We start from the raw sequence: 21,149 nt of genomic DNA, 5'->3' as shown, positions 1-21,149 counted from the left end.
CTGATCGAACACACCGACCTTTCTGCCTATTCCACCCGTTTTGGCGGCTCGGTAAAGGGCTTCAATGTCGAGGAATACCTGTCGGTCAAGGAAGCACGCAAGCTCGACCTGTTCATTCAGTACGGTCTGGCCGCGGGTTTTCAGGCTGTTCGCAACGCCGGTCTGGAAGTTACCGACGCCAACCGTGAGCGCATTGGCGTGGCCATGGGCTCGGGCATCGGCGGTCTGACCAACATCGAAGAAACCAGCCGTACCCTGCATGAGACGGGCCCGCGTCGAATTTCGCCTTTCTTCGTGCCAGGCTCGATCATCAATATGATTTCCGGTTTTCTGTCCATCCATCTGGGTGCACAGGGGCCGAACTACGCCATTTCCACTGCCTGTACCACCGGTACGCACTGCATTGGCATGGCCGCGCGCAACATCATGTACGACGAGGCCGACGTAATGATCGCCGGCGGTGCCGAGATGGCCGCGTGCGGTCTGGGCATGGGCGGCTTCGGCGCGTCCCGTGCGCTGTCGACCCGCAACGACGAACCGACCCGTGCCAGTCGTCCGTGGGACAAGGGCCGTGATGGCTTCGTGTTGTCTGACGGTGCCGGTGCATTGGTACTCGAAGAACTTGAGCACGCCAAGGCCCGTGGTGCGACGATCTATGCCGAGCTGATCGGCTTTGGCACCAGTGGCGATGCGTTCCACATGACGTCGCCACCCGCTGATGGTGCTGGTGCAGCGCGCTGCATCACCAATGCCCTGCGCGATGCGAAGATCAATATCGACCAGGTGCAGTACATCAACGCCCACGGTACCTCGACCCCGGCCGGCGACCTTGCCGAAGCCAACGCGATCAAGACCGTGTTCGGTGATCACGCCTACAACCTGGCGGTCAGCTCCACCAAGTCGATGACCGGTCACCTGTTGGGTGCGGCGGGCGCGGTCGAGGCGATCTTCAGTGTGCTGGCGATCAATAGCCAGGTGGCCCCGCCGACCATCAACCTCGACGAGCCGGATGAAGGCTGCGATCTCGACTTCGTGCCGCACACTGCGCGCAACATGGATATCGACGTCGTACTGTCCAACTCCTTCGGGTTTGGCGGCACCAACGGCACGTTGGCATTCCGCCGGTTCGCCGGTTGATGGACAGCTGGGTCGACGGTCAACCGGCTGACGCTCTGTCGCTGAAAGATCGCGGCCTGGCTTACGGCGATGGTCTGTTCGAGACCATTGCCGTGCACGGCGGCCAGCCGGTATTGCTGGAGCGTCATTTGACGCGTTTGGCCGAAGGTTGCTCGCGTCTGGCCATCTCGGCCGATATCGAACTGGTTCGCAGCGAGCTGCTGGCTTATGCCGCGGCAATGGGCGAGGGCGTGCTCAAGCTGATCCTCACCCGAGGTGATGGCTTGCGTGGCTATGCGCCCGATCCTGCGGCGCAGGGCCGGCGCATTCTGCAAGGCAACCCGCCTGCGGCTTATCCTGCCGTGCATGGCGAGCAGGGCGTGCGTCTGTTTCCCTGCGTCACGCGGTTGTCGAATCAGCCATTGCTGGCCGGGCTCAAGCATCTCAATCGTCTGGAGCAAGTACTTGCCCGCGCCGAATGGCACGACAGCGAACACGCCGAGGGCTTGATGCTCGATCAGGCCGGTCGGGTCATCGAGGGCGTGTTCAGCAACCTGTTTGTGGTGCGCGACGGCGTATTGATCACCCCGGATCTGAAACGCTGCGGCGTGGCCGGTGTGATGCGTGCTGAAATATTGTTTCAGGCCGAATCATTGGCCATCCCCAGCCAAATCACCGACATCAGCCTCGAACAGCTGCAATGGGCTGATGAAGTCTTTATCTGCAACAGCGTGTATGGCGTCTGGCCGGTACGCGCCTACGCTGCACTGAGCTGGCCGGTTGGCCCGCTCACCCGTAAACTGCAAACCATTGCCCGCGCGCTACTGGATGCCTGATTCGTGAGACGTAAACTCTTGCTGCTGCTGGAAACCGGACTGGTTCTGGCAGGGCTGCTGATGGGCGCCAGCGCCTGGAAAATTCATTCGGCGCTGGAACAGCCCCTGAACATCACGCAGGAAGAACTGCTGGATGTGCCGAAAGGCTCGACGCCGACCCGTACCTTCCTTGAACTCGAAACCGATGGAGTCATCAAGGACGCCTTCTGGCTGCGCATCTACTGGCGCTTCAACCTGGCCGGCACGCCGATCCATAGTGGTGAATACCGCATGCAGCCGGGCATGACTGTCAACGGTCTGATCGACTTGTGGAAACGTGGTGAAGTGGTGCAGTACAGCCTGACGCTGGTCGAGGGCTGGAATTTTCACCAGGTCCGCGCCGCACTGGCCAAAGATGAAAAGATCGAGCAGACCCTCAAGGGTTTGAGCGACAGTGAGGTGATGGAGAAAATCGGTCATCGCGGATTGTTCCCCGAGGGGCGCTTCTTCCCGGACACTTATCGCTTCGTGCGGGGTTTCTCCGACGTCGATTTGCTGAAGAAAGCCTATGATCGTCTCGATGAAGTGTTGGCCAAGGAGTGGGAGAACCGCTCGGCCGATGCACCGTACACTGAACCTTATCAGGCGCTGATCATGGCCTCGCTGGTGGAAAAGGAAACCGGAGTGCCGCAGGAGCGGGGGCAGATTGCCGGCGTGTTCGTGCGCCGCATGGCGCTGGGCATGCAGTTGCAAACCGACCCGACCGTGATCTACGGCCTGGGCGATCGCTACACCGGCAAGTTGACCCGTGCTCATCTCAAGGAGCCGACGCCCTACAACACCTATGTGATTCCCGGATTGCCGCCGACGCCGATTGCCATGGTCGGCCGCGAGGCGATTCACGCCGCGCTCAATCCGGTGGAAGGCAACAGTCTGTATTTTGTTGCCCGTGGCGACGGTAGCCATGTGTTCTCCGATGATCTGGATGCGCACAACAGCGCGGTGCGCGAGTTCCAGCTCAAGCGCCGCGCCGATTACCGCTCCAGCCCGGCTCCGGCGAATGCGCCGGCCGCTCCGGCTACCGATGAAGCGATTCCCGCTGCTTCCCCGGATACCGCTCCTGAGGCGCTGCCACAGGTTCCAGCTCAGGATCCTGCGCCAGGCCCGGCCCCTGCTGCCGAGCCTGAGACGGCGGCACCGCAAAACGCGCAATGACTTTGATTAAGGACTGCCTGTGACTGGCTTGTTTATTACTCTGGAAGGCCCGGAAGGCGCCGGCAAGAGCACCAACCGCGAATACCTCGCCGAGCGCCTGCGCGCCGAAGGTGTCGAAGTGGTGTTGACCCGCGAGCCCGGCGGTACGCCACTCGCCGAGCGCATCCGCGATGTGCTGCTGGCCCCGGCCGATGAAGTCATGAACCCCGACACCGAGCTGCTGCTGGTGTTCGCCGCACGCGCCCAGCATCTGGCCGAGGTGATCCGCCCGGCGCTGGCTCGCGGCGCCGTTGTATTGTGCGATCGTTTTACCGACTCGACTTACGCCTATCAGGGCGGCGGTCGCGGTTTGTCGCTGGAGCGCATTGCCGCGCTGGAGACGTTCGTTCAGGGCGACCTGCGTCCTGACCTGACGCTGATTTTCGATCTGCCAGTGGAAATCGGCCTGGCCCGCGCCAGTGCCCGTGGCCGTCTGGACCGGTTTGAACTGGAAGGCCGGGCGTTTTTCGAAGCGGTACGCAATGCGTTTCTGCAGCGCGCCGAGGCGGATCCAGCACGCTATGTGCGCATCGACGCCGGTCAGCCATTGGTCAAGGTTCAGCAATCGCTGGATACTCTGATTCCGAACTTGCTGGAGCTGATTCGTGGCTGAGGCCTATCCATGGCAGGACAGCCTCTGGCAGCAACTGGCCGGACGCAGTCAGCACGCCCACGCGTACTTGTTGCACGGCCCGGTCGGGATCGGCAAGCGCGCGCTGGCCGAGCGCCTGATGGCCAGCCTGCTGTGTCAGCGTCCGACGCCGGAGGCGTGCGGCGAGTGCAAATCCTGCCTGCTGCTCAAGGCCGGCAGCCACCCGGACAATTACATCCTTGAGCCGGAAGAAGCCGACAAGGCGATCAAGGTCGATCAGGTCCGTGATCTGGTCAGTTTCGTGGTGCAGACCGCGCAACTGGGCGGGCGCAAGGTGGTGCTGATCGAGCCGGTGGAGTCGATGAACATCAACGCCGCCAACGCTTTGCTCAAGAGCCTCGAAGAGCCGTCTGGCGATACCGTGCTGTTGCTGGTGAGCCATCAGCCGAGCCGTTTGCTGCCGACAATCAAGAGCCGCTGCGTGCAGCAGGCATGTCCGCTGCCGGGCGAGGCCATGAGCCTGCAATGGCTGGCGCAGGCGCTGCCGGAGTGCTCTGAAGAGGAGCGCGTCGAATTGCTGACGCTGGCGGCCGGTTCGCCACTGGCTGCGGTCAGCCTGCAGTCCCAGGGCGTGCGTGAACAGCGGGCGCAGGTGGTCGAAGGGGTGAAGAAGCTGCTCAAGCAGCAGCAGTCGCCAACGCAATTGGCCGAAGAGTGGAAAAACATTCCGATGCTGCGCCTGTTCGACTGGTTCTGCGACTGGTCGAGCCTGATCCTGCGCTATCAATTGACCCAGGATGAAGCCGGCCTCGGTCTGACCGATATGCGCAAAGTCGTGCAGTACCTGGCGCAGAAAAGCGCCCAAGGCAAAGTCCTCGATATTCAGGACTGGATTCTCGCCCAGCGGCAGAAAGTCCTGAGCAAAGCCAACCTCAACCCGGCACTGCTGCTGGAAGCGTTGTTGGTGCAATGGGCGGGATTGCCTGGTCAAAGATAAGAATGTGTACCTAGACTCTGAACATCAGCAGTGGAGGTCAACATGAATGAAGCCATCAGCCCCGGGCCGCGTAACGGCATCCTGTCCCTGACGATCAAGGACAAATCGGTGCTTTACGCCGCCTACATGCCGTTCATCAAAAACGGTGGCCTGTTCATCCCGACCAACAAGAGCTACAAGTTGGGCGACGAGGTGTTCATGCTGCTGAACCTGATGGATGAGGCGGAGAAAATTCCGGTGGCCGGCAAGGTCGCCTGGATCACCCCCAAAGGCGCTCAGGGCAACCGTGCAGCCGGCGTCGGCGTGCAATTCAACGAGGGTGACAACACCGCCCGCAGTCGCATTGAAACCCATCTGGCCGGAGCACTGAAATCCGACCGTCCCACTCATACGATGTAAGTAGCCGTCTTTTTTATGCTCGTAGATTCCCATTGTCACCTTGATCGCCTAGACCTCGCCGCCCATGACGGCTCGCTGGATGCTGCACTCGATGCGGCTCGCCAGCGTGGGGTAGGGCACTTCCTGTGTATCGGCGTGAGTGCCGACAACGCTGCCGACGTCAAAGCCCTGGCCGAGCGCTATGACGACGTCGATTGCTCGGTCGGTGTGCATCCATTGGATGTGCAACCGGGCGCAGCGCCGGCGTTGGACTGGCTGCTGCACGAGCTCAATCACCCGAAAGTGGTGGCGATCGGTGAAACCGGTCTGGATTATCACTACGAGCCGGAAGCCGCCGAGCTGCAGCAGGAATCTTTCCGCCTGCATCTGCAAGCCGCACAGCAGACCGGTAAGCCAGTGATCATCCACACCCGTGGCGCCCGTGCCGATACCCTTGAGTTGCTGCGAGAAGCGGCATTGCCCCAGGCCGGTGTGCTGCATTGCTTCACCGAAGACTGGGACATGGCCAAGGCTGCACTGGACATGGGTTATTACATTTCCCTGTCCGGCATCGTCACCTTCCGCAATGCCGACGCCCTGCGTGATGTGGCGAGCAAGGTGCCGGCCGATCGCTTGCTGGTGGAGACCGACTCGCCGTATCTGGCGCCGATCCCTTATCGCGGCAAACCCAACCTGCCGCAGTACGTGCGTGAGGTAGCGGAGTTTCTGGCGATGCTGCGTGGGGAAAACTACGAGCGTTTTGCCGAGCAGACCAGCGAGAACTTCAAGCGGCTGTTTCCCTTGGCGCATGTAAAAGGCTGACCGTGTAGGAGCTGCCGCAGGCTGCGATCTTTTGATGTTTTTTTTAAAAGAATCAAAATCAAAAGATCGCAGCCTTCGGCAGCTCCTACAGGTGCGATGTACGTAATGACATGGGTTTTTCACCAAATTCCAGGCAAAAAAAACCCGGGTTCTGGGGGGTGAATCCGGGTTAAGACCATTAGGAGTAAAACAAAGGCACGCGGTCCCTTGGTACCTTTACCGGCACGGCACTTGGGGGAGATGCCGCCCGACAGTTCAAGTATTGATCAGTCTGGCGTTCAGTCCAGTTAGCCGGTCGGGGTTTTTAAACAAATTTGGAATACGGGCGCTTCAGTTGAGTTCTCATTGCACCCCTGGCGTTCGCAAAATGAACAAGAAACGCAGATATGGTCGGATGATCCGTGCATTTTTGTGCAAGTTAGGCATAATACGCGGCTTCGAATTTTGACCCCTACAGACCTTTTCTTATGCACAAAGAACCTCGTAAGGTCCGTGAGTTTCGTCGCCGCGAGCAAGAAATTCTCGATACCGCGCTCAAGCTGTTCCTCGAACAAGGTGAAGACAGTGTCACCGTCGAGATGATTGCTGATGCCGTGGGTATCGGCAAAGGCACGATCTACAAGCATTTCAAATCCAAGGCCGAGATCTATCTGCGCCTGATGCTCGATTACGAGCGTGATTTGAACGAGCTGCTGCATTCGGCCGATGTCGACAAGGACAAGGAAGCGCTGTCCCGTGCCTACTTCGAATTCCGCATGCGCGACCCGCAGCGCTACCGCCTGTTCGACCGTCTTGAAGAGAAGGTCGTAAAAGGCAATCAGGTGCCGGAAATGGTCGAGGAGCTGCACAAGATCCGTGCCTCGAACTTCGAACGCCTGACCTTGCTCATCAAGGGCCGGATCAGCGAAGGCAAGCTCGAAGACGTGCCGCCATACTTCCACTACTGCGCGTCCTGGGCGCTGGTGCACGGCGCGGTGGCGCTGTATCACTCGCCGTTCTGGAGCAATGTGCTGGAAGATCAGGAAGGTTTCTTCCAGTTCCTGATGGACATTGGCGTGCGCATGGGCAACAAGCGCAAGCGCGACCCGGAAACCCCGAGCAGCTGAATCATTCAGCGGCCTTATTGCGCCATGATTTCGCTACATGACGCAGTACCGCAGGAATATACTCAGGCATAGGGCTTGCTAAAACTTGATTTGTGAGTCAAGTTTTAGCGGCTCGAAATTCTATCGCCGGAGTGATCATGATCGTTGACCGTCAAGGCAGGCGTTTTCGCAATTTGCGCATCAGCCTGACCTCAGCCTGCAATTATGCCTGTACCTACTGCGTGCCCAACGGCAAGCGGCTGGTGGCTGCGCAGGATGAACTGTCGGCCGAGGCCATGGCGCGCGGCGTGGCGTATCTGATCGAAGCCGCCGGCATCGAACGCTTGCGCATCACCGGTGGCGAGCCACTGGTCAGCCCCAAACTCGAATCTTTCATGAGCGCCGTCGGCAAGATGGGCCTGGAAGACATCAGCCTGACCACCAACGGTCAACTCCTGGCGAAGAAGCTGCCGCTGCTGGTGGACGCCGGTCTGCGCCGGATCAACGTATCCCTCGATACCCTGGATGCCGGCGCGTTCCGCAGCATCGCCCGTGGCGGCGATCTGGCGACCGTGCTCGATGGCATGGAGCAGGCGAAAGCGGCGGGGCTGAAGATCAAGGTCAACATGGTGCCGTTGCGCGGGCAGAACCTGGATCAGGTGATGCCGCTGCTCGATTACTGCCTGGAGCGTGGCTACGAGCTGCGTTTCATCGAGCTGATGCGCATGGGCCACCTCGCCACCGACTCCAATGCCTTCCTGCAACAGTTCGTCAGCCTGCAGCAACTGCTGAGCCTGATCGGCGAGCGCTACGAGTACGCCCAGGCAGATGCGCCAGTGGATGCCACGGCCGTGCGCTATGCGATCCCGGGCGTAGGCCATTTCGGCGTGATCGCCAACGAAAGCGTGCCGTTCTGCCGGACCTGTTCGCGCTTGCGTCTGTCGTCGACCGGCTGGCTGCATGGCTGCCTGTCGTCGAGCAATCGCCACTATGTCGGTGATCTGCTCGACAAGCCGCGTCATCAGGCATTGCCGGCATTGCAGCGTTTGCTGGTCAAGGCGTTGGGCGACAAGCAGGAAGTGGCGTTCTCCGGTGGTGCGACGGTCATGAAGATCATCGGCGGCTGAACTGGCTTTTGTGGCGAGGGAGCTTGCTCCCGCTGGGTTGCCAGTCAACCCGAAATCCATTCATGTCAGCTCGTCCGGCTTACTCTAAATCCCGGATTTTCGAGCGCGGCGCCGCCGAGCGGGAGCAAGCTCCCTCGCCACAAATACCTTATTTCAAATCGGATACCTGCGCAGTTACAAGGACTGGCGCAAAAGCTGCATCCAACGGCCATTCGCCGGTTTTCCGTCACCGGCTTCTGGAGGATGAGGATGCGTAGCCTGGTTTTGCTGCTGGCCGTTTTGGCGCTTGGCGGCTGTATGACTGTCAGCGATATGGCCGAAGGCACTCGCTATCAGATGAGCGACGCGGGGCTGCTGGATCACAGCGACAGCCGTCGGGTGAACAATTTCCGCATTCAGCCGGACTCGTTCATCTACATCGCCCAAGGTTCATTCGCACCGCCGGGTGGCTCCTACCCACGGCCGAACGTGGTGGCTGAAGAAGCCTTCAAGGGCTTTGTCGAATACTTCCCGATGGTCCGCCGCGCCCGTGCCCCGGAAGGTCTTGACCAAGCGATGGGCGAAGCTCGAGATGCCGGCGCGCACTACCTGCTGTACACCCGCTTCGCCAAGGCTGACGACCGCATCGGCAACTCTGACGAATGGCTCGATCAGGAAGCCGTGGATCGCCTGGGCATCGACGGCGGGGTGATTCAGATCATGTTGATCGAGACCAGCACCCAGTATTTGATTGATACTGCACGCATCAAGAGTCGTGGCGGTTTACTGACGTTCCACGACAACAAGCCGGAAGACCTGATCGGCCCGCCGCTGGCGCAGTACGCGCGCAGCCTGCTGGGAGTCGGCGACCAATAAACCAAGGAGTACGCCATGAGTGGACCGCAAAAAGCCAATGACCTGTTGGGACAGATCCCCAAAACCAAAGGCCTGCCGCCGGTGCACTTGTGGAACCCGGACTTCTGCGGCGACATCGACATGCGCATCGCCCGCGACGGCACCTGGTATTACCTGGGTACGCCGATCGGGCGCAAGCCGATGGTCAAGCTGTTCTCCACCATCATCCGCCGCGACGGCGATGATTATTTCCTGATTACCCCGGTCGAGAAGGTCGGGATCAAGGTCGACGATGCGCCGTTCGTGGCGATTGCCGTTGAGGTCGAAGGCGAGGGCGAGGCGCAGGTCCTGCGTTTCACCACCAACGTTGAAGAGACCGCCGAGGCCGGATCGGCACATCCGATCCGCGTCGAGATCGACCCGACAACCCAGGAACCCGCGCCTTACGTACATGTGCGCACCAACCTCGAAGCGCTGATTCACCGCAATGTGTTTTACCAACTGGTGGAACTGGCGGTCAGTCGTGAGATCGATGGGCAGCGCTGGCTGGGTGTGTGGAGTGGCGGCGAGTTCTTCCGGATCGGCCTCGAACCTTAAACACAAATCACTGTGGGAGCGAGCTTGCTCGCGAAGAGGGTATGTCAGTCGATTCTTAGGTTGCTGATACACCGCTTTCGCGAGCAAGCTCGCTCCCACATTGGTTTTGAGAATCACCTTAAAATCCCGATTGACTGTTAATCATATGATCATTAGCGTGAACACCCATCGCGATCCGCTTTGAGGTGTCCATGTCCAGCAGCTTTCATGCATCAACGGTCGATTGGCTGGGCAGCTGGATTGCCGCTGGCCAGGTCAAGCCGGGGCAGGCGATCAAGGTCGAGGCGGATCTGGGCGAGCAGTTAGGTGTCAGCCGCACCGTGATCCGAGAAGCGATCAAGACCCTGGTTGCCAAAGGCATGCTCGAAGTCGGGCCGAAAGTCGGTACCCGCGTGTTGCCGGTGCGGCGCTGGAACCTGTTTGATCCGCAAGTCGTCGGCTGGCTCTCACGCAACGGCCTGCCGGAAAACTTTGTTGATGACCTGCTCGACCTGCGCCGTACCATCGAACCGATGGCTGTGCGCTGGGCCTGCGAGCGCGCCAGTCTGGAGCAGATTCACGCGGTGCAACTGGCCTACAACGCGTTGGAGCGGGCGGTCGACAGCGGCATCGATTACAACCGCGCCGACCAGTCCTTCCACGAATGCATTCTGGCGGCCAGCCACAACCAGTTCATCGAGCAAATGGTCCCGGCCCTCGGCGCCTTGCTCGCCGTGTCGTTTGACGTCTCCGCCGCGGACCCCGATGAACTGCGTCGCACCTTGCCGATTCACAAGGACATGGCCGACGCCATTGCTGCCCGTGATTCAGCGCGCGGGGTGTGGGCCTGCATGACCTTGATTGACAACGCCGACCTGGCGATCAAACGCTTTTACCCGCAGGTGATGGCCGACAAAAAAGCCAGCTGACAAAGCCTGAATTCCCCTGTGGGAGCGAGCTTGCTCGCGAAGGCGGCGAATCAGATACGCCACCTTCGACTGACACTCCGCTTTCGCGAGCAAGCTCGCTCCCACGTTTAGAACACCAAGACCCAAGGAGTTGCCATGAGCTGGACCGCCGTAACCCAACACCGCGCCAGACTCGGTGAAGGCCCGTTCTGGGACGCCCCCACCCAGGCGCTGTACTGGGTCGATATCGCCGGCAAACAGGCGCTGCGGCTGATCGGCAACAACGTGCAGATCTGGCAGATGCCCGAGCACGTTTCGGCATTCATCCCGTGTGCCAGCGGCGATGCGCTGGTGACCCTGAGCAGCGGCGTCTATCGTCTGGATCTCGATTCACCGGGCCTTGAGCCACGCCTGACGCTGTTCTGCATCGCCGACCCGCAACCGGGCAATCGGCCCAATGAAGCGCGCTGCGATGGTCAGGGGCGGCTGTGGCTCGGCACCATGCAGAACAACATCGGCGACCACGGCGAAGACCTGCCGATCGAGCGTCGTTCCGGTGGCTTGTTTCGCATTGATCCCGACCAGCGTGTCACGCCATTGCTGCTCGGTCTCGGCATTCCCAACACGCTGTTGTGGAGCGACGACGGCACCAGACTGCTGTTCGGCGACAGCCTCGACGGGGCGCTCAATCGCTATTTCATTCACACCGATGGCAATCTGGATAACGCCGAGATCTGGTATGGCCCTGACCAGAATGGCGGACCGGACGGATCGGCAGTCGACGCCGAGGGTTATGTCTGGAACGCCCGTTGGGACGGCAGTTGCCTGCTGCGCCTGACGCCGGAGGGCAAGGTCGAGCGCAAAATCGATCTGCCTGTCAGCCGGCCAACCAGTTGCGTATTCGGCGGCGAAGACCTGAAAACCCTGTACATCACCAGCGCCCACAGTTCGCTCAACCACCCGCTGGATGGCGCCGTTCTGTCGATGCGGGTCGATGTACCGGGCAAGCTCTGCACACGGTTTGCGGGTTAAATCCCAAAATATGGGATGCAAAATTATATATTGAGATTATTTGGCGGTCGGGTTTATAGTCGGCTCCAGCAGTAACAAGCACTCACACTTAAAAAGAACAAAACAGGTGAAGTGATGCAGCGAATCTCTATCGCACTCCTCAGCGGAGTCAGCGTCTCGCAACGGTCCGGCGTCGCTCGCCGCGCCTGCCTGTTTCGTTTTCACAGTCTTCCAGACCGGACATCGTCAGATGCCCGGTTTTTTTGTGCTGACGAACAGGAGTCCTGATCCATGGCTGAACCTCTTTCCTTGCCGCCGGTGCCTGCGCCGCCGAAGGGTGAGCGTTTGAAAAACAAAGTGGTGCTGCTGACCGGTGCCGCTCAAGGCATCGGCGAGGCGATCGTTGCCACGTTCGCCTCGCAGCAGGCCAGACTGGTGATCAGCGATATTCAGGCAGAGAAGGTCGAGAAGGTTGCCGCCCACTGGCGCGACAAGGGCTACGACGTGCAGGCGATCAAGGCTGACGTCTCGCGCCAGCAGGACTTGCACGCCATGGCCAGACTGGCGGTTGAGCTGCACGGGCGCATCGACGTGCTGGTCAATTGCGCCGGGGTCAACGTGTTCCGCGACCCGCTGCAAATGACCGAAGAAGACTGGCGTCGTTGCTTCGCCATCGACCTGGACGGCGCCTGGTTCGGTTGCAAAGCCGTGCTGCCGCAGATGATCGAGCAGGGCGTCGGCAGCATCATCAACATCGCCTCGACCCATTCCAGCCACATCATTCCCGGCTGCTTCCCGTACCCGGTGGCCAAGCACGGCCTGCTTGGGCTGACCCGCGCGCTGGGCATCGAATACGCGGCGAAGGGCGTTCGGGTCAACGCCATCGCCCCGGGCTACATCGAGACGCAACTCAACGTCGATTACTGGAACGGTTTTGCCGATCCGCACGCCGAGCGTCAGCGCGCATTCGATCTGCACCCGCCAAAACGCATCGGCCAGCCGCTCGAAGTGGCGATGACCGCCGTGTTCCTGGCCAGTGATGAAGCACCGTTTATCAACGCCTCGTGCATCACCATCGATGGTGGTCGCTCGGTGATGTACCACGACTGAGTGGATCGGGTTTCAGGCGGTGAACTCCGCGTGAAATCCAATCATCATACGATATGACTATTTTCAACAGGCTTTGCAGCAGTACGTGTCACGCCACCACACCTGTGTCGAGGGAGCTCGCTCCCGCTCGGCTGCGCAGCAGTCGTAAATTTGGGCTGCGCGGTGTGTTTGATTAACCGAGGTAACCGGTTTTAGGGCCGCTTCGCAGCCCAGCGGGAGCAAGCTCCCTCGCCACAAACTGTTTAATTTGCTCAAAAAAAATAACAAGGAGTCAGCTTATGAAACGTTGTTTCGGGATTCGTACCCTGTGCAGTGCCGCCCTGGCGGTCACCGCGTTCAGTCTGAGCAGTTCGCTGCTGGCTGCCGATGCCGTGAAAATCGGTTTCCTGGTCAAGCAGGCTGAAGAGCCGTGGTTCCAGACCGAGTGGGCCTTCGCCGAGAAAGCCGCCAAGGACAAAGGCTTCGAACTGATCAAGATCGCCGTCCCGGACGGCGAGAAAACTCTCTCGGCCATCGACAGCCTCGCCGCCAACGGCGCCAAAGGCTTCGTGATCTGCCCGCCGGACGTCTCGCTCGGCCCGGCGATCATGGCCAAAGCCAAGCTCAATGATCTGAAAGTGATCGCCGTCGACGACCGTTTCGTCGACGCCAACGGCAAGTTCATGGAAGACGTGCCGTACCTCGGCATGGCTGCGTTCGAAGTCGGCCAGAAGCAGGGCAACGCGATGGTCGCCGAAGCGAAGAAACGCAACTGGGACTGGAAAGACACCTACGCGGTGGTCAACACCTACAACGAACTCGACACCGGCAAGAAGCGCACCGACGGTTCGATGAAGGCGCTCGAAGACGCCGGCCTGCCGAAAGACCACATCCTGACCGCCGCACTGAAAACCCTCGACGTGCCGGGCAGCATGGACGCGACCAACTCGGCGCTGGTCAAGCTGCCCAGTGCGGCGAAGAACCTGATCATTGGCGGCATGAACGACAACACGGTGCTGGGCGGCGTGCGTGCCACCGAAGCGGCCGGGTTCGCTGCGGCCAACGTGATCGGTATCGGCATCAATGGCACCGACGCCATCGGCGAGCTGAAAAAGCCCAACAGCGGTTTCTTCGGTTCGATGCTGCCAAGCCCGCACATCGAAGGCTACAAGACCGCCGAGATGATGTACGAGTGGGTCACCAACGGCAAAGAGCCGCCGAAGTACACGGCGATGGACGACGTCACCCTGATCACCCGCGAGAACTTCAAGCAAGAGCTGGAAAAAATCGGCCTGTGGAATTGATGGCTGCTCGATCGGTGTGAAGAGGTGACTCAGATGCACGCGCAAGTACAGACACATGCAAACAGCAGCGGCGGCAGCCTGCGTTTCAACGGGATCGGCAAAACCTTTCCCGGGGTCAAGGCGCTGGACGCCATCAGCTTCGTCGCCCATCCGGGGCAGGTACACGCCTTGATGGGCGAGAACGGCGCCGGCAAATCGACCCTGCTGAAAATCCTCGGCGGCGCCTACATTCCCAGCAGCGGCGAGTTGCAGATCGGCGAGCAGACCATGGCCTTCAAGTCGACCGCCGACAGCATCGGCAGCGGCGTCGCGGTGATTCACCAGGAGCTGCATCTGGTGCCGGAAATGAGCGTGGCGGAGAACCTGTTTCTCGGCCATCTGCCGGCCAGTTTCGGCCTGATCAATCGTGGCGTGCTGCGCCAGAATGCCTTGGCCTGCCTCAAGGGGCTGGCCGATGAAATCGATCCGCAAACCAAGGTCGGGCGCCTGTCGCTCGGTCAGCGGCAACTGGTGGAAATCGCCAAGGCGCTGTCCCGTGGCGCGCATGTGATCGCCTTCGATGAGCCGACCAGCAGCCTCTCGGCGCGCGAAATCGACCGTTTGATGGCGATCATCAGCCGCTTGCGCGATGAGGGCAAAGTGGTGCTCTACGTCTCGCATCGCATGGAAGAAGTGTTCCGCATTTGCGACGCGGTGACGGTGTTCAAGGATGGCCGTTACGTGCGCACCTTCGACGATATGAGCCAGTTGACCCACGATCAACTGGTGACCTGCATGGTCGGCCGCGACATTCAGGACATCTACGATTACCGCAGTCGTCCACGCGGCGCGGTGGCGTTGAAGGTCGACGGTTTGCTCGGCCCGGGGCTGCGTGAGCCGGTGAGTTTCGAAGCGCACAAGGGCGAGATTCTCGGCCTGTTCGGCCTGGTCGGGGCCGGGCGCACCGAGCTGTTTCGCTTGCTCAGCGGGCTTGAACGCAACACCGCCGGACGCCTCGAATTGCGCGGCCATGAACTGAAGCTGCGCTCACCGCGTGATGCGATTGCCGCCGGGATCCTGCTGTGCCCCGAGGACCGCAAAAAAGAAGGGATCATCCCGCTGGCCAGCGTTGCCGAGAACATCAACATCAGCGCGCGCGGCGCCAATGCCAGCCTCGGCTGCCTGCTGCGCGGGCTGTGGGAGAAGGGCAACGCTGACAAGCAGATCAAGGCGCTGAAAGTCAAAACCCCGCACGCCGGGCAGCAGATCAAATTCCTCTCCGGCGGCAATCAGCAGAAGGCGATTCTCGGTCGCTGGCTGTCGATGCCGATGAAAGTCCTGCTGCTCGACGAACCCACTCGCGGCATCGACATCGGGGCCAAGGCCGAGATCTACCAGATCATCCATAACCTGGCCGCCGACGGAATTTCGGTGATCGTGGTGTCCAGCGACCTGATGGAGGTGATGGGCATTTCCGACCGCATTCTGGTGCTCTGCGAAGGCGCGCTGCGCGGCGAAGTCAGCCGCGACCAGGCCAATGAATCCAACCTGCTGCAACTGGCTTTGCCGCGCCATCGCGCTGACGGCGTGGCGAACTGAGAGGTGAACATGATGACCATCCAAAACAAGGCGCTGCCGACTCCCCGCAAACCGCTGGACCTGCGACGCTTCCTCGATGACTGGGTCATGCTGCTGGCGGCCATCGGCATCTTCGTCGCCTGCACCTTGCTGATCGACAACTTCCTCTCGCCGCTGAACATGCGCGGGCTGGGTCTGGCGATTTCCACCACCGGGATTGCCGCGTGCACCATGCTGTATTGCCTGGCGTCGGGGCATTTCGACTTGTCGGTGGGCTCGGTGATTGCCTGCGCCGGGGTGGTCGCGGCGGTGGTGATGCGCGACACCAACAGCGTGTTCCTCGGCGTCAGCGCGGCGCTGGTGATGGGCTTGATTGTCGGGTTGATCAACGGCATCGTGATCGCCAAGTTGCGGGTCAACGCGCTGATCACCACGCTGGCGACCATGCAGATCGTCCGCGGCCTGGCCTACATTTTTGCCAACGGCAAAGCGGTGGGGGTGTCGCAGGAATCGTTCTTCGTCTTCGGCAACGGCCAGTTGTTCGGCGTGCCGGTGCCGATCCTGATCACCATCGTCTGCTTCCTGTTTTTCGGCTGGCTGCTGAACTACACCACCTACGGGCGCAACACGATGGCCATCGGCGGTAACCAGGAAGCGGCGCTGCTTGCCGGGGTGAACGTTGACCGGACCAAGATCATCATCTTCGCCGTGCACGGCGTGATCGGCGCGCTGGCTGGGGTGATTCTCGCTTCGCGCATGACCTCCGGGCAGCCGATGATTGGCCAGGGTTTCGAGCTGACGGTGATTTCGGCGTGTGTGCTCGGCGGCGTGTCGCTCAGTGGCGGGATCGGCATGATCCGCCACGTGATTGCCGGGGTGTTGATTCTAGCGATCATCGAGAATGCGATGAACCTGAAGAACATCGATACGTTTTATCAGTACGTGATTCGCGGTTCGATTCTGTTGCTGGCCGTCGTGATCGATCGCCTGAAACAACGCTGAGATCAAAAGCTCCCCCTCACCCTGGCCCTCTCCCAGAGGGAGAGGGGACTGATTGGGGGATCTTACACAGATAAATCGACCTGAAAGTGCTTTGCTGAATCCATAATCGACTGGATTTTTCAGGTCGATGTAGAGCGTGAAACTGCTCGGTCAGTCCCCTCTCCCTCCGGGAGAGGGCTAGGGTGAGGGGCTTTTGATTCTCCCGCCTTCTGTCACCTTCCCTAAATTTCCCTTGCCCGTCTGCGCCCGTTTCGGGTATCACTTTGTACATGATTAGACAGGTACGATTTGACAAGAAACAACGGGTGGTCGACGAGCTCGTCCGGCGCATCGAAAGCGGCCTCATGGAGGACGGCTTTCTGTTGCCCGGCGAGCATCAGTTGGCTCAGGAATTCAACGTCAGCCGCGGCACGTTGCGTGAGGCGCTGGCCGAACTGAAGCGGCGCAATTACATCGCCACGCAAAGCGGGGTCGGTTCGATCGTCACCTTCGACGGTGTGGTGCTCGACCAGCGCAGCGGCTGGGCGCAGGCGCTGGCCGACAGTGGGGCGCTGATCAACACCGAAGTGTTGCGTCTGGAAGCGGTGACCCGGCCGGATCTGCTTTCGCGCTTCGGCACCGACCAGTTCATCACCCTCGACCGTCGCCGACGTTCCAATGACGGCACGCTGGTCTCCCTCGAACGCTCGCTGTTGCCGGCCACCGGAGGCCTGGAAAGCCTGCCGCGTGTCGGGCTGATCGACAACTCGCTGACCATCACCCTGGCCGCCTACGGCTACATCGGCGAGCGCGGCGATCAGTGGATCGGCGCCGAGCCGCTGAATGCCGTGGACGCCGAGCTGCTCGGTCGCGCAGAAGGCACTGTGTTTCTCAAGGCCTTGCGCACCACTTACGACCGGCAAAATCGTTTCATGGAGCAGGTCGAAAGCCTGCTCGACCCGGTGCATTTCCGTCTGCACCTGCAATTTGGAGAACAGAAATGACCGCGCTCAACCGTGCCCTCGGTGCGTTTTATGGCCTGGCCCTCGGTGATGCGCTGGGCATGCCGACGCAATCGCTGAACCGCGAAACGATCAAGACCCGCTTCGGCCACATCACCGATCTGCAGGACGCCGGTCCTTTGCAACCGATCGCCGCCAACATGCCCAAAGGCTCGATCACCGACGACACCGAACAGGCGATTCTGGTTGGCGAGCTGCTGGTCGAAGGCAAAGGCCGGATCGAGCCGGCAGTGCTCGCGCAACGGCTGATCGAGTGGGAAGCCGAGATGCAAGCCAAGGGCTCTCAGGACCTGCTCGGCCCATCGACCAAACGCGCCATTGAAATGATTCTCGCCGGCCACTCGCCGGAAGAAGCCGGGCGCTACGGCACCACCAACGGCGCAGCGATGCGCATCACCCCGGTGGGCATCGCCGCAGACGTCGCTGATCCCGAGCGTTTCATCGCGGCCGTGGTGCAGGCCTGTCAGGTCACCCACAACACCACGCTGGGGATTTCCAGTGCGGCGGCGGTGGCGGCGGTGGTCTCGGCCGGGATCAATGGCCTGGATCTGGGCGAGGCGTTGAACCTTGGCCAGCAGATTGCGCAACAGGCCGAGGCACATGGTCACTGGTTGGCCGGCGGGCGCATCGCTTCGCGCATCAGTTGGGCGCGGACGATTAGCGTCGACAGTGACAAGGCGCTGCTGGCGGATCTGCTGTACGACGTGATCGGCACGTCGGTGGCATCGCAGGAATCGGTGGTGGTGTCGTTTGCCCTGGCGCAACAGGTGGCGGTCGGCGAAATGAGTGCGTTCGATGCGTTGTGCATGGCCGCCAGCCTAGGCGGTGACACCGACACCATCGCGGCGATTCTCGGCGCCATGCTCGGGGCCTGCCTGGGCCTCGAGAGCTGGCCGGCGCCGATGATTGCCACGGTCAAGGCGGTCAATCATCTGGAGCTTGAACCGTTGGTGCAGGGGCTGTTGACCCTGCGTTGACCACATAACTGTGGCGAGGGAGCTTGCTCCCGCTGGGCTGCGAAGCGGCCCCAAACCCTGCCGGCACCCTGTGTCAGACATACCCCATTGTCTGGATTACGACTGCTGCGCAGCCGAGCGGGAGCAAGCTCCCTCGCCACAAGAGCAATAAATTTTGCGTCATTGCCCACAACCACAATAAAGGCAAACAGGAGCACTGTTCATGAGTTCATCAAACGCCGGGCCAAGCGCCGGGCAACTGGAAACCCGCGGCATCGAGCCGGTGCCGGAAGCCGAGTGCAACGGTCATCCGCTGCAACTGTTCTGGGTCTGGTTCGCCGCCAACATTTCCATTCTCGGCCTGCCATTGGGCGCCACGCTGGTGGCGTTTCGCGGGCTGGCGATCTGGCAGGCGATCATCGTTGCCATCGTCGGCGCCGCCGGTTCGTTCGCCGTGGTCGGGATCATCTCGATTGCCGGTCGTCGTGGCCGTGCGCCGAGCCTGACGTTGTCGCGAGCGATCTTCGGTGTACGCGGCAATATCGGCCCGACGCTGGTCTCGCTGATGTCTCGGCTGGGCTGGGAAACCGTCAACACCACCACCGCCGCGTTCGTGCTGCTGTCGCTGTGTTCGATCCTGTTCGGCTCGCCGGTTGAGGCGAAGAGTGCGCCGGTGCTGACGCTGATCTTCATCGCGATTTTCGTGCTGCTGACCCTGTCGGTTTCCGGCCTCGGTCACGCCACCTTGCTGGTGATCCAGAAGTGGGCGACCTACGTGTTCGGTGCGTTGAACATTCTGGTCGGCGGCTTCCTTTGCGCGACCATCGACTGGAGCGCGGTGTTCAACGCCACGCCGGCGCCGATGAGCGCGATGATCATCGGCATCGGCACCATGGCTGCCGGCACTGGCATCGGCTGGGCAAACGCCGGCGCCGACATGTCGCGCTATCAGCACCGCAGCGTCAAGGCTGTGCGGCTGGTCGCCTCGGCGGCGTTCGGCGCGGGGATTCCACTGGTGCTGCTGATCACCCTCGGCGGCCTGCTGTCGGTGGGCAACAATGACCTGGCCTCGGCGACTGACCCGATTGTGGCGATCCGCGACATGCTGCCGACTTGGATGGCCGTGCCGTACCTGATCACTGCATTCGGCGGCCTGCTGCTGTCGAACAACCTCTCGGTGTACTCCGCCGGATTGACCACGCTGACCCTCGGCCTCAAGGTCAAACGCGTCTACGCGGTGGTGGTGGATATCGTGGCGATCTTCGCCGGTTCGATCTATTTCATGTTGATCGCCGACAGCTTCTATGGCCCGTTCATCACCTTCATTTCCCTGTTGGCGGTGCCGATCACCGCGTGGGTCGGGATCTTCGTCGTCGACCTGATTCACCGTCACTACTACAGCCCCAAAGACCTGCTCGATATCAGCCCGAGCAGTGCTTACTGGTATCGCGGCGGCATCGAGTGGCGCGCGTTCGGCGCGTGGGCGATTGCCATCGTGCTTGGCTTCAGTTTCACCACCATCGGCACCACCGCCGAAAACGTCTGGTTCAAGGGCTTCCTGTCTGACTCGTGGCTGGGCCACAACGGTCTGGGCTGGATCGTGACCTTCGTGGTGGCCGGTGGCATTTACCTGGTTCTCGGCGGGGCGAAAGATCGCCGCGCCGCGCAAGTCGAGAATGCTCATGCCTAAGATGCTGCACACCGGCCAGGTCATCATCGACCTGGTCATGGCCGTGGATCAGCTGCCGCAAATCGGCGGCGATGTGCTGGCGCAGTCTGCCGCTTTCGAGGCCGGTGGCGGTTTCAACGTGATGGCGGCTGCCGTGCGTAACGGCTTGCCGGTGGTCTATCTCGGTCGCCACGGCACTGGGCGTTTCGGCGATCTGGCGCGCCAGGCGATGAACGCTGAAGGTATTCATATCGGCATCCAGATGCCTGCGCAACGCGACACCGGGATTTGCGTGGCGCTGACCGATGCGTCGGCTGAGCGCAGTTTCATCTCCTACATCGGCGCTGAAGGCGAAGTGACACAGGACGACCTGAACAGCGTGGCGGCCGAGGCGGGCGATTATGTCTACGTCAGCGGCTACAGCCTGCTGCATGTGGGCAAGGCGCAAGCCTTGCTGGACTGGACGCTGGCGCTGCCAGAGGTGATCAGCGTGGTGTTTGATCCGGGCCCGTTGGTGGAGTCGCCGGACTCGGCGTTGATGCAGGCGCTGCTGCCGCGCATCGATGTGTGGACCAGCAACAGCGTGGAGGCGTTGCGGTTTACCGGGGCTGCGGACATTGCGGCGGCCCTGGATCGCCTCGCCGAGCATCTACCGAAAGACGTGCTGATGGTGGTGCGCGACGGGCCGCAGGGGTGCTGGATCCAGCAGGCTGGCGAGCGTCGGCAGGTGCCGGGGTTTGCCGTGAAAGCGGTCGACAGCAACGGCGCGGGTGATGCTCATGCCGGGGTGTTCGTTGCCGGATTGGCGCAGGGTTTGAACGCTCTTGAGGCGGCACGCCGGGCGAACGCGGCGGCTGCTTTGGCGGTGACGCGCTGGGGGCCGGCGACTGCGCCGAGGGCGGCTGAGGTGGATGGGTTTATCCGCGAAGTCTGCGGCGATTGATCTGACGCTTTCGCTGGCAAGCCAGCTCCCACAGGTTTACAGGGTGAAACGCAAATTTGTGTACTCCGGAATCCCTGTGGGAGCTGGCTTGCCAGTGATAAGGCCATCAGCCT

General features: G+C 61.1%; 21 protein-coding genes. All 21 read left to right on the top strand.

Features of this window, described 5'->3' with window-relative positions:
- The coding region (gene fabF, locus ACIP8I_RS26150) for a beta-ketoacyl-ACP synthase II (RefSeq protein ID WP_400764763.1) at positions 1-1,137 on the top strand (1,137 nt) is incomplete at its 5' end.
- Positions 1,137-1,952 (top strand): aminodeoxychorismate lyase, encoded by an 816-nt coding sequence (pabC, locus tag ACIP8I_RS26145; RefSeq protein ID WP_367085363.1) that lies wholly within the window; start codon positions 1,137-1,139, stop codon positions 1,950-1,952. The genes fabF and pabC, both read left to right, overlap by 1 nt.
- Before the next feature lie 3 nt (positions 1,953-1,955).
- Positions 1,956-3,146: an endolytic transglycosylase MltG gene (gene mltG, locus ACIP8I_RS26140; protein ID WP_400764761.1), complete on the top strand. Its 1,191-nt coding sequence runs from the start codon at positions 1,956-1,958 to the stop codon at positions 3,144-3,146.
- 19 nt (positions 3,147-3,165) lie between these two features.
- Complete coding sequence (gene tmk / locus ACIP8I_RS26135) at positions 3,166-3,798, top strand: dTMP kinase (protein WP_007967603.1); 633 nt, start codon at positions 3,166-3,168, stop codon at positions 3,796-3,798.
- Entirely contained in the window at positions 3,791-4,774 is a 984-nt protein-coding gene (locus ACIP8I_RS26130; protein ID WP_400764760.1) for a DNA polymerase III subunit delta', read from the top strand. Before tmk ends, ACIP8I_RS26130 begins: the two co-directional genes overlap by 8 nt.
- A 42-nt stretch (positions 4,775-4,816) precedes the next feature.
- Complete coding sequence (locus ACIP8I_RS26125; protein ID WP_027612362.1) at positions 4,817-5,173, top strand: PilZ domain-containing protein; 357 nt, start codon at positions 4,817-4,819, stop codon at positions 5,171-5,173.
- 15 nt (positions 5,174-5,188) lie between these two features.
- Entirely contained in the window at positions 5,189-5,974 is a 786-nt protein-coding gene (locus ACIP8I_RS26120; RefSeq protein ID WP_400764758.1) for a TatD family hydrolase, read from the top strand.
- A gap of 467 nt (positions 5,975-6,441) precedes the next feature.
- Complete coding sequence (locus tag ACIP8I_RS26115; RefSeq protein WP_007950805.1) at positions 6,442-7,080, top strand: TetR/AcrR family transcriptional regulator; 639 nt, start codon at positions 6,442-6,444, stop codon at positions 7,078-7,080.
- Positions 7,081-7,217: 137 nt separating this feature from the next.
- Positions 7,218-8,186 (top strand): radical SAM protein, encoded by a 969-nt coding sequence (locus tag ACIP8I_RS26110; protein ID WP_367085359.1) that lies wholly within the window; start codon positions 7,218-7,220, stop codon positions 8,184-8,186.
- Positions 8,187-8,435: 249 nt separating this feature from the next.
- Positions 8,436-9,041, top strand: a complete 606-nt coding sequence (locus tag ACIP8I_RS26105; RefSeq protein ID WP_007950810.1) for a DUF4823 domain-containing protein — start codon at positions 8,436-8,438, stop codon at positions 9,039-9,041.
- 15 nt (positions 9,042-9,056) lie between these two features.
- On the top strand, positions 9,057-9,617 hold the full coding sequence (locus ACIP8I_RS26100; RefSeq protein WP_400764757.1) for a DUF1285 domain-containing protein: 561 nt from the start codon (positions 9,057-9,059) through the stop codon (positions 9,615-9,617).
- 191 nt (positions 9,618-9,808) lie between these two features.
- Positions 9,809-10,525 carry a FadR/GntR family transcriptional regulator gene (locus ACIP8I_RS26095; protein WP_400764755.1) on the top strand — a complete coding sequence of 239 codons (717 nt, stop codon included), beginning with the start codon at positions 9,809-9,811 and terminating at the stop codon, positions 10,523-10,525.
- Between the two features lie 135 nt (positions 10,526-10,660).
- Positions 10,661-11,536, top strand: a complete 876-nt coding sequence (locus ACIP8I_RS26090; RefSeq protein ID WP_400764754.1) for an SMP-30/gluconolactonase/LRE family protein — start codon at positions 10,661-10,663, stop codon at positions 11,534-11,536.
- A 270-nt stretch (positions 11,537-11,806) separates the two neighbouring features.
- On the top strand, positions 11,807-12,625 hold the full coding sequence (locus ACIP8I_RS26085; RefSeq protein ID WP_400764752.1) for an SDR family oxidoreductase: 819 nt from the start codon (positions 11,807-11,809) through the stop codon (positions 12,623-12,625).
- Between the two features lie 278 nt (positions 12,626-12,903).
- On the top strand, positions 12,904-13,908 hold the full coding sequence (locus ACIP8I_RS26080) for a substrate-binding domain-containing protein (RefSeq protein ID WP_400764751.1): 1,005 nt from the start codon (positions 12,904-12,906) through the stop codon (positions 13,906-13,908).
- Positions 13,909-13,941: 33 nt separating this feature from the next.
- The gene (gene araG / locus ACIP8I_RS26075; protein ID WP_400764750.1) at positions 13,942-15,486 is read left to right on the top strand and encodes an L-arabinose ABC transporter ATP-binding protein AraG; all 1,545 of its coding nucleotides are present in this window, start codon (positions 13,942-13,944) and stop codon (positions 15,484-15,486) included.
- 12 nt (positions 15,487-15,498) lie between these two features.
- Positions 15,499-16,467: an L-arabinose ABC transporter permease AraH gene (araH, locus tag ACIP8I_RS26070; RefSeq protein ID WP_027612371.1), complete on the top strand. Its 969-nt coding sequence runs from the start codon at positions 15,499-15,501 to the stop codon at positions 16,465-16,467.
- A gap of 269 nt (positions 16,468-16,736) precedes the next feature.
- Positions 16,737-17,450, top strand: a complete 714-nt coding sequence (locus ACIP8I_RS26065; protein ID WP_007967625.1) for a GntR family transcriptional regulator — start codon at positions 16,737-16,739, stop codon at positions 17,448-17,450.
- Positions 17,447-18,445 (top strand): ADP-ribosylglycohydrolase family protein, encoded by a 999-nt coding sequence (locus ACIP8I_RS26060; RefSeq protein ID WP_400764748.1) that lies wholly within the window; start codon positions 17,447-17,449, stop codon positions 18,443-18,445. The genes ACIP8I_RS26065 and ACIP8I_RS26060 overlap by 4 nt, the downstream gene beginning before the upstream one ends.
- 202 nt (positions 18,446-18,647) lie before the next feature.
- On the top strand, positions 18,648-20,114 hold the full coding sequence (locus tag ACIP8I_RS26055; RefSeq protein ID WP_400764746.1) for a purine-cytosine permease family protein: 1,467 nt from the start codon (positions 18,648-18,650) through the stop codon (positions 20,112-20,114).
- Positions 20,107-21,036 (top strand): PfkB family carbohydrate kinase, encoded by a 930-nt coding sequence (locus tag ACIP8I_RS26050; protein ID WP_400764745.1) that lies wholly within the window; start codon positions 20,107-20,109, stop codon positions 21,034-21,036. Before ACIP8I_RS26055 ends, ACIP8I_RS26050 begins: the two co-directional genes overlap by 8 nt.
- Positions 21,037-21,149 lie beyond the last annotated feature (113 nt).

Source organism: Pseudomonas sp. NPDC088414 (assembly GCF_044753325.1).
Classification (GTDB): Bacteria; Pseudomonadota; Gammaproteobacteria; order Pseudomonadales; family Pseudomonadaceae; genus Aquipseudomonas.
Note: the sequence above shows the minus strand (reverse complement) of the source record. Positions and strands in the feature narration are given on the sequence as shown.

What these genes read in the sequence shown, in the direction of transcription:
- pabC (WP_367085363.1), top strand. Translation starts at nt 1,137, where the DNA reads ATGGACAGCTGGGTCGACGGTCAACCGGCTGACGCTCTGTCGCTGAAA.
- ACIP8I_RS26125 (WP_027612362.1), top strand. Translation starts at nt 4,817, where the DNA reads ATGAATGAAGCCATCAGCCCCGGGCCGCGTAACGGCATCCTGTCCCTG.
- ACIP8I_RS26120 (WP_400764758.1), top strand. Translation starts at nt 5,189, where the DNA reads ATGCTCGTAGATTCCCATTGTCACCTTGATCGCCTAGACCTCGCCGCC.
- ACIP8I_RS26115 (WP_007950805.1), top strand. Translation starts at nt 6,442, where the DNA reads ATGCACAAAGAACCTCGTAAGGTCCGTGAGTTTCGTCGCCGCGAGCAA.
- ACIP8I_RS26110 (WP_367085359.1), top strand. Translation starts at nt 7,218, where the DNA reads ATGATCGTTGACCGTCAAGGCAGGCGTTTTCGCAATTTGCGCATCAGC.
- ACIP8I_RS26105 (WP_007950810.1), top strand. Translation starts at nt 8,436, where the DNA reads ATGCGTAGCCTGGTTTTGCTGCTGGCCGTTTTGGCGCTTGGCGGCTGT.
- ACIP8I_RS26100 (WP_400764757.1), top strand. Translation starts at nt 9,057, where the DNA reads ATGAGTGGACCGCAAAAAGCCAATGACCTGTTGGGACAGATCCCCAAA.
- ACIP8I_RS26095 (WP_400764755.1), top strand. Translation starts at nt 9,809, where the DNA reads ATGTCCAGCAGCTTTCATGCATCAACGGTCGATTGGCTGGGCAGCTGG.
- ACIP8I_RS26090 (WP_400764754.1), top strand. Translation starts at nt 10,661, where the DNA reads ATGAGCTGGACCGCCGTAACCCAACACCGCGCCAGACTCGGTGAAGGC.
- ACIP8I_RS26085 (WP_400764752.1), top strand. Translation starts at nt 11,807, where the DNA reads ATGGCTGAACCTCTTTCCTTGCCGCCGGTGCCTGCGCCGCCGAAGGGT.
- ACIP8I_RS26080 (WP_400764751.1), top strand. Translation starts at nt 12,904, where the DNA reads ATGAAACGTTGTTTCGGGATTCGTACCCTGTGCAGTGCCGCCCTGGCG.
- araG (WP_400764750.1), top strand. Translation starts at nt 13,942, where the DNA reads ATGCACGCGCAAGTACAGACACATGCAAACAGCAGCGGCGGCAGCCTG.
- araH (WP_027612371.1), top strand. Translation starts at nt 15,499, where the DNA reads ATGACCATCCAAAACAAGGCGCTGCCGACTCCCCGCAAACCGCTGGAC.
- ACIP8I_RS26065 (WP_007967625.1), top strand. Translation starts at nt 16,737, where the DNA reads ATGATTAGACAGGTACGATTTGACAAGAAACAACGGGTGGTCGACGAG.
- ACIP8I_RS26060 (WP_400764748.1), top strand. Translation starts at nt 17,447, where the DNA reads ATGACCGCGCTCAACCGTGCCCTCGGTGCGTTTTATGGCCTGGCCCTC.
- ACIP8I_RS26055 (WP_400764746.1), top strand. Translation starts at nt 18,648, where the DNA reads ATGAGTTCATCAAACGCCGGGCCAAGCGCCGGGCAACTGGAAACCCGC.
- ACIP8I_RS26050 (WP_400764745.1), top strand. Translation starts at nt 20,107, where the DNA reads ATGCCTAAGATGCTGCACACCGGCCAGGTCATCATCGACCTGGTCATG.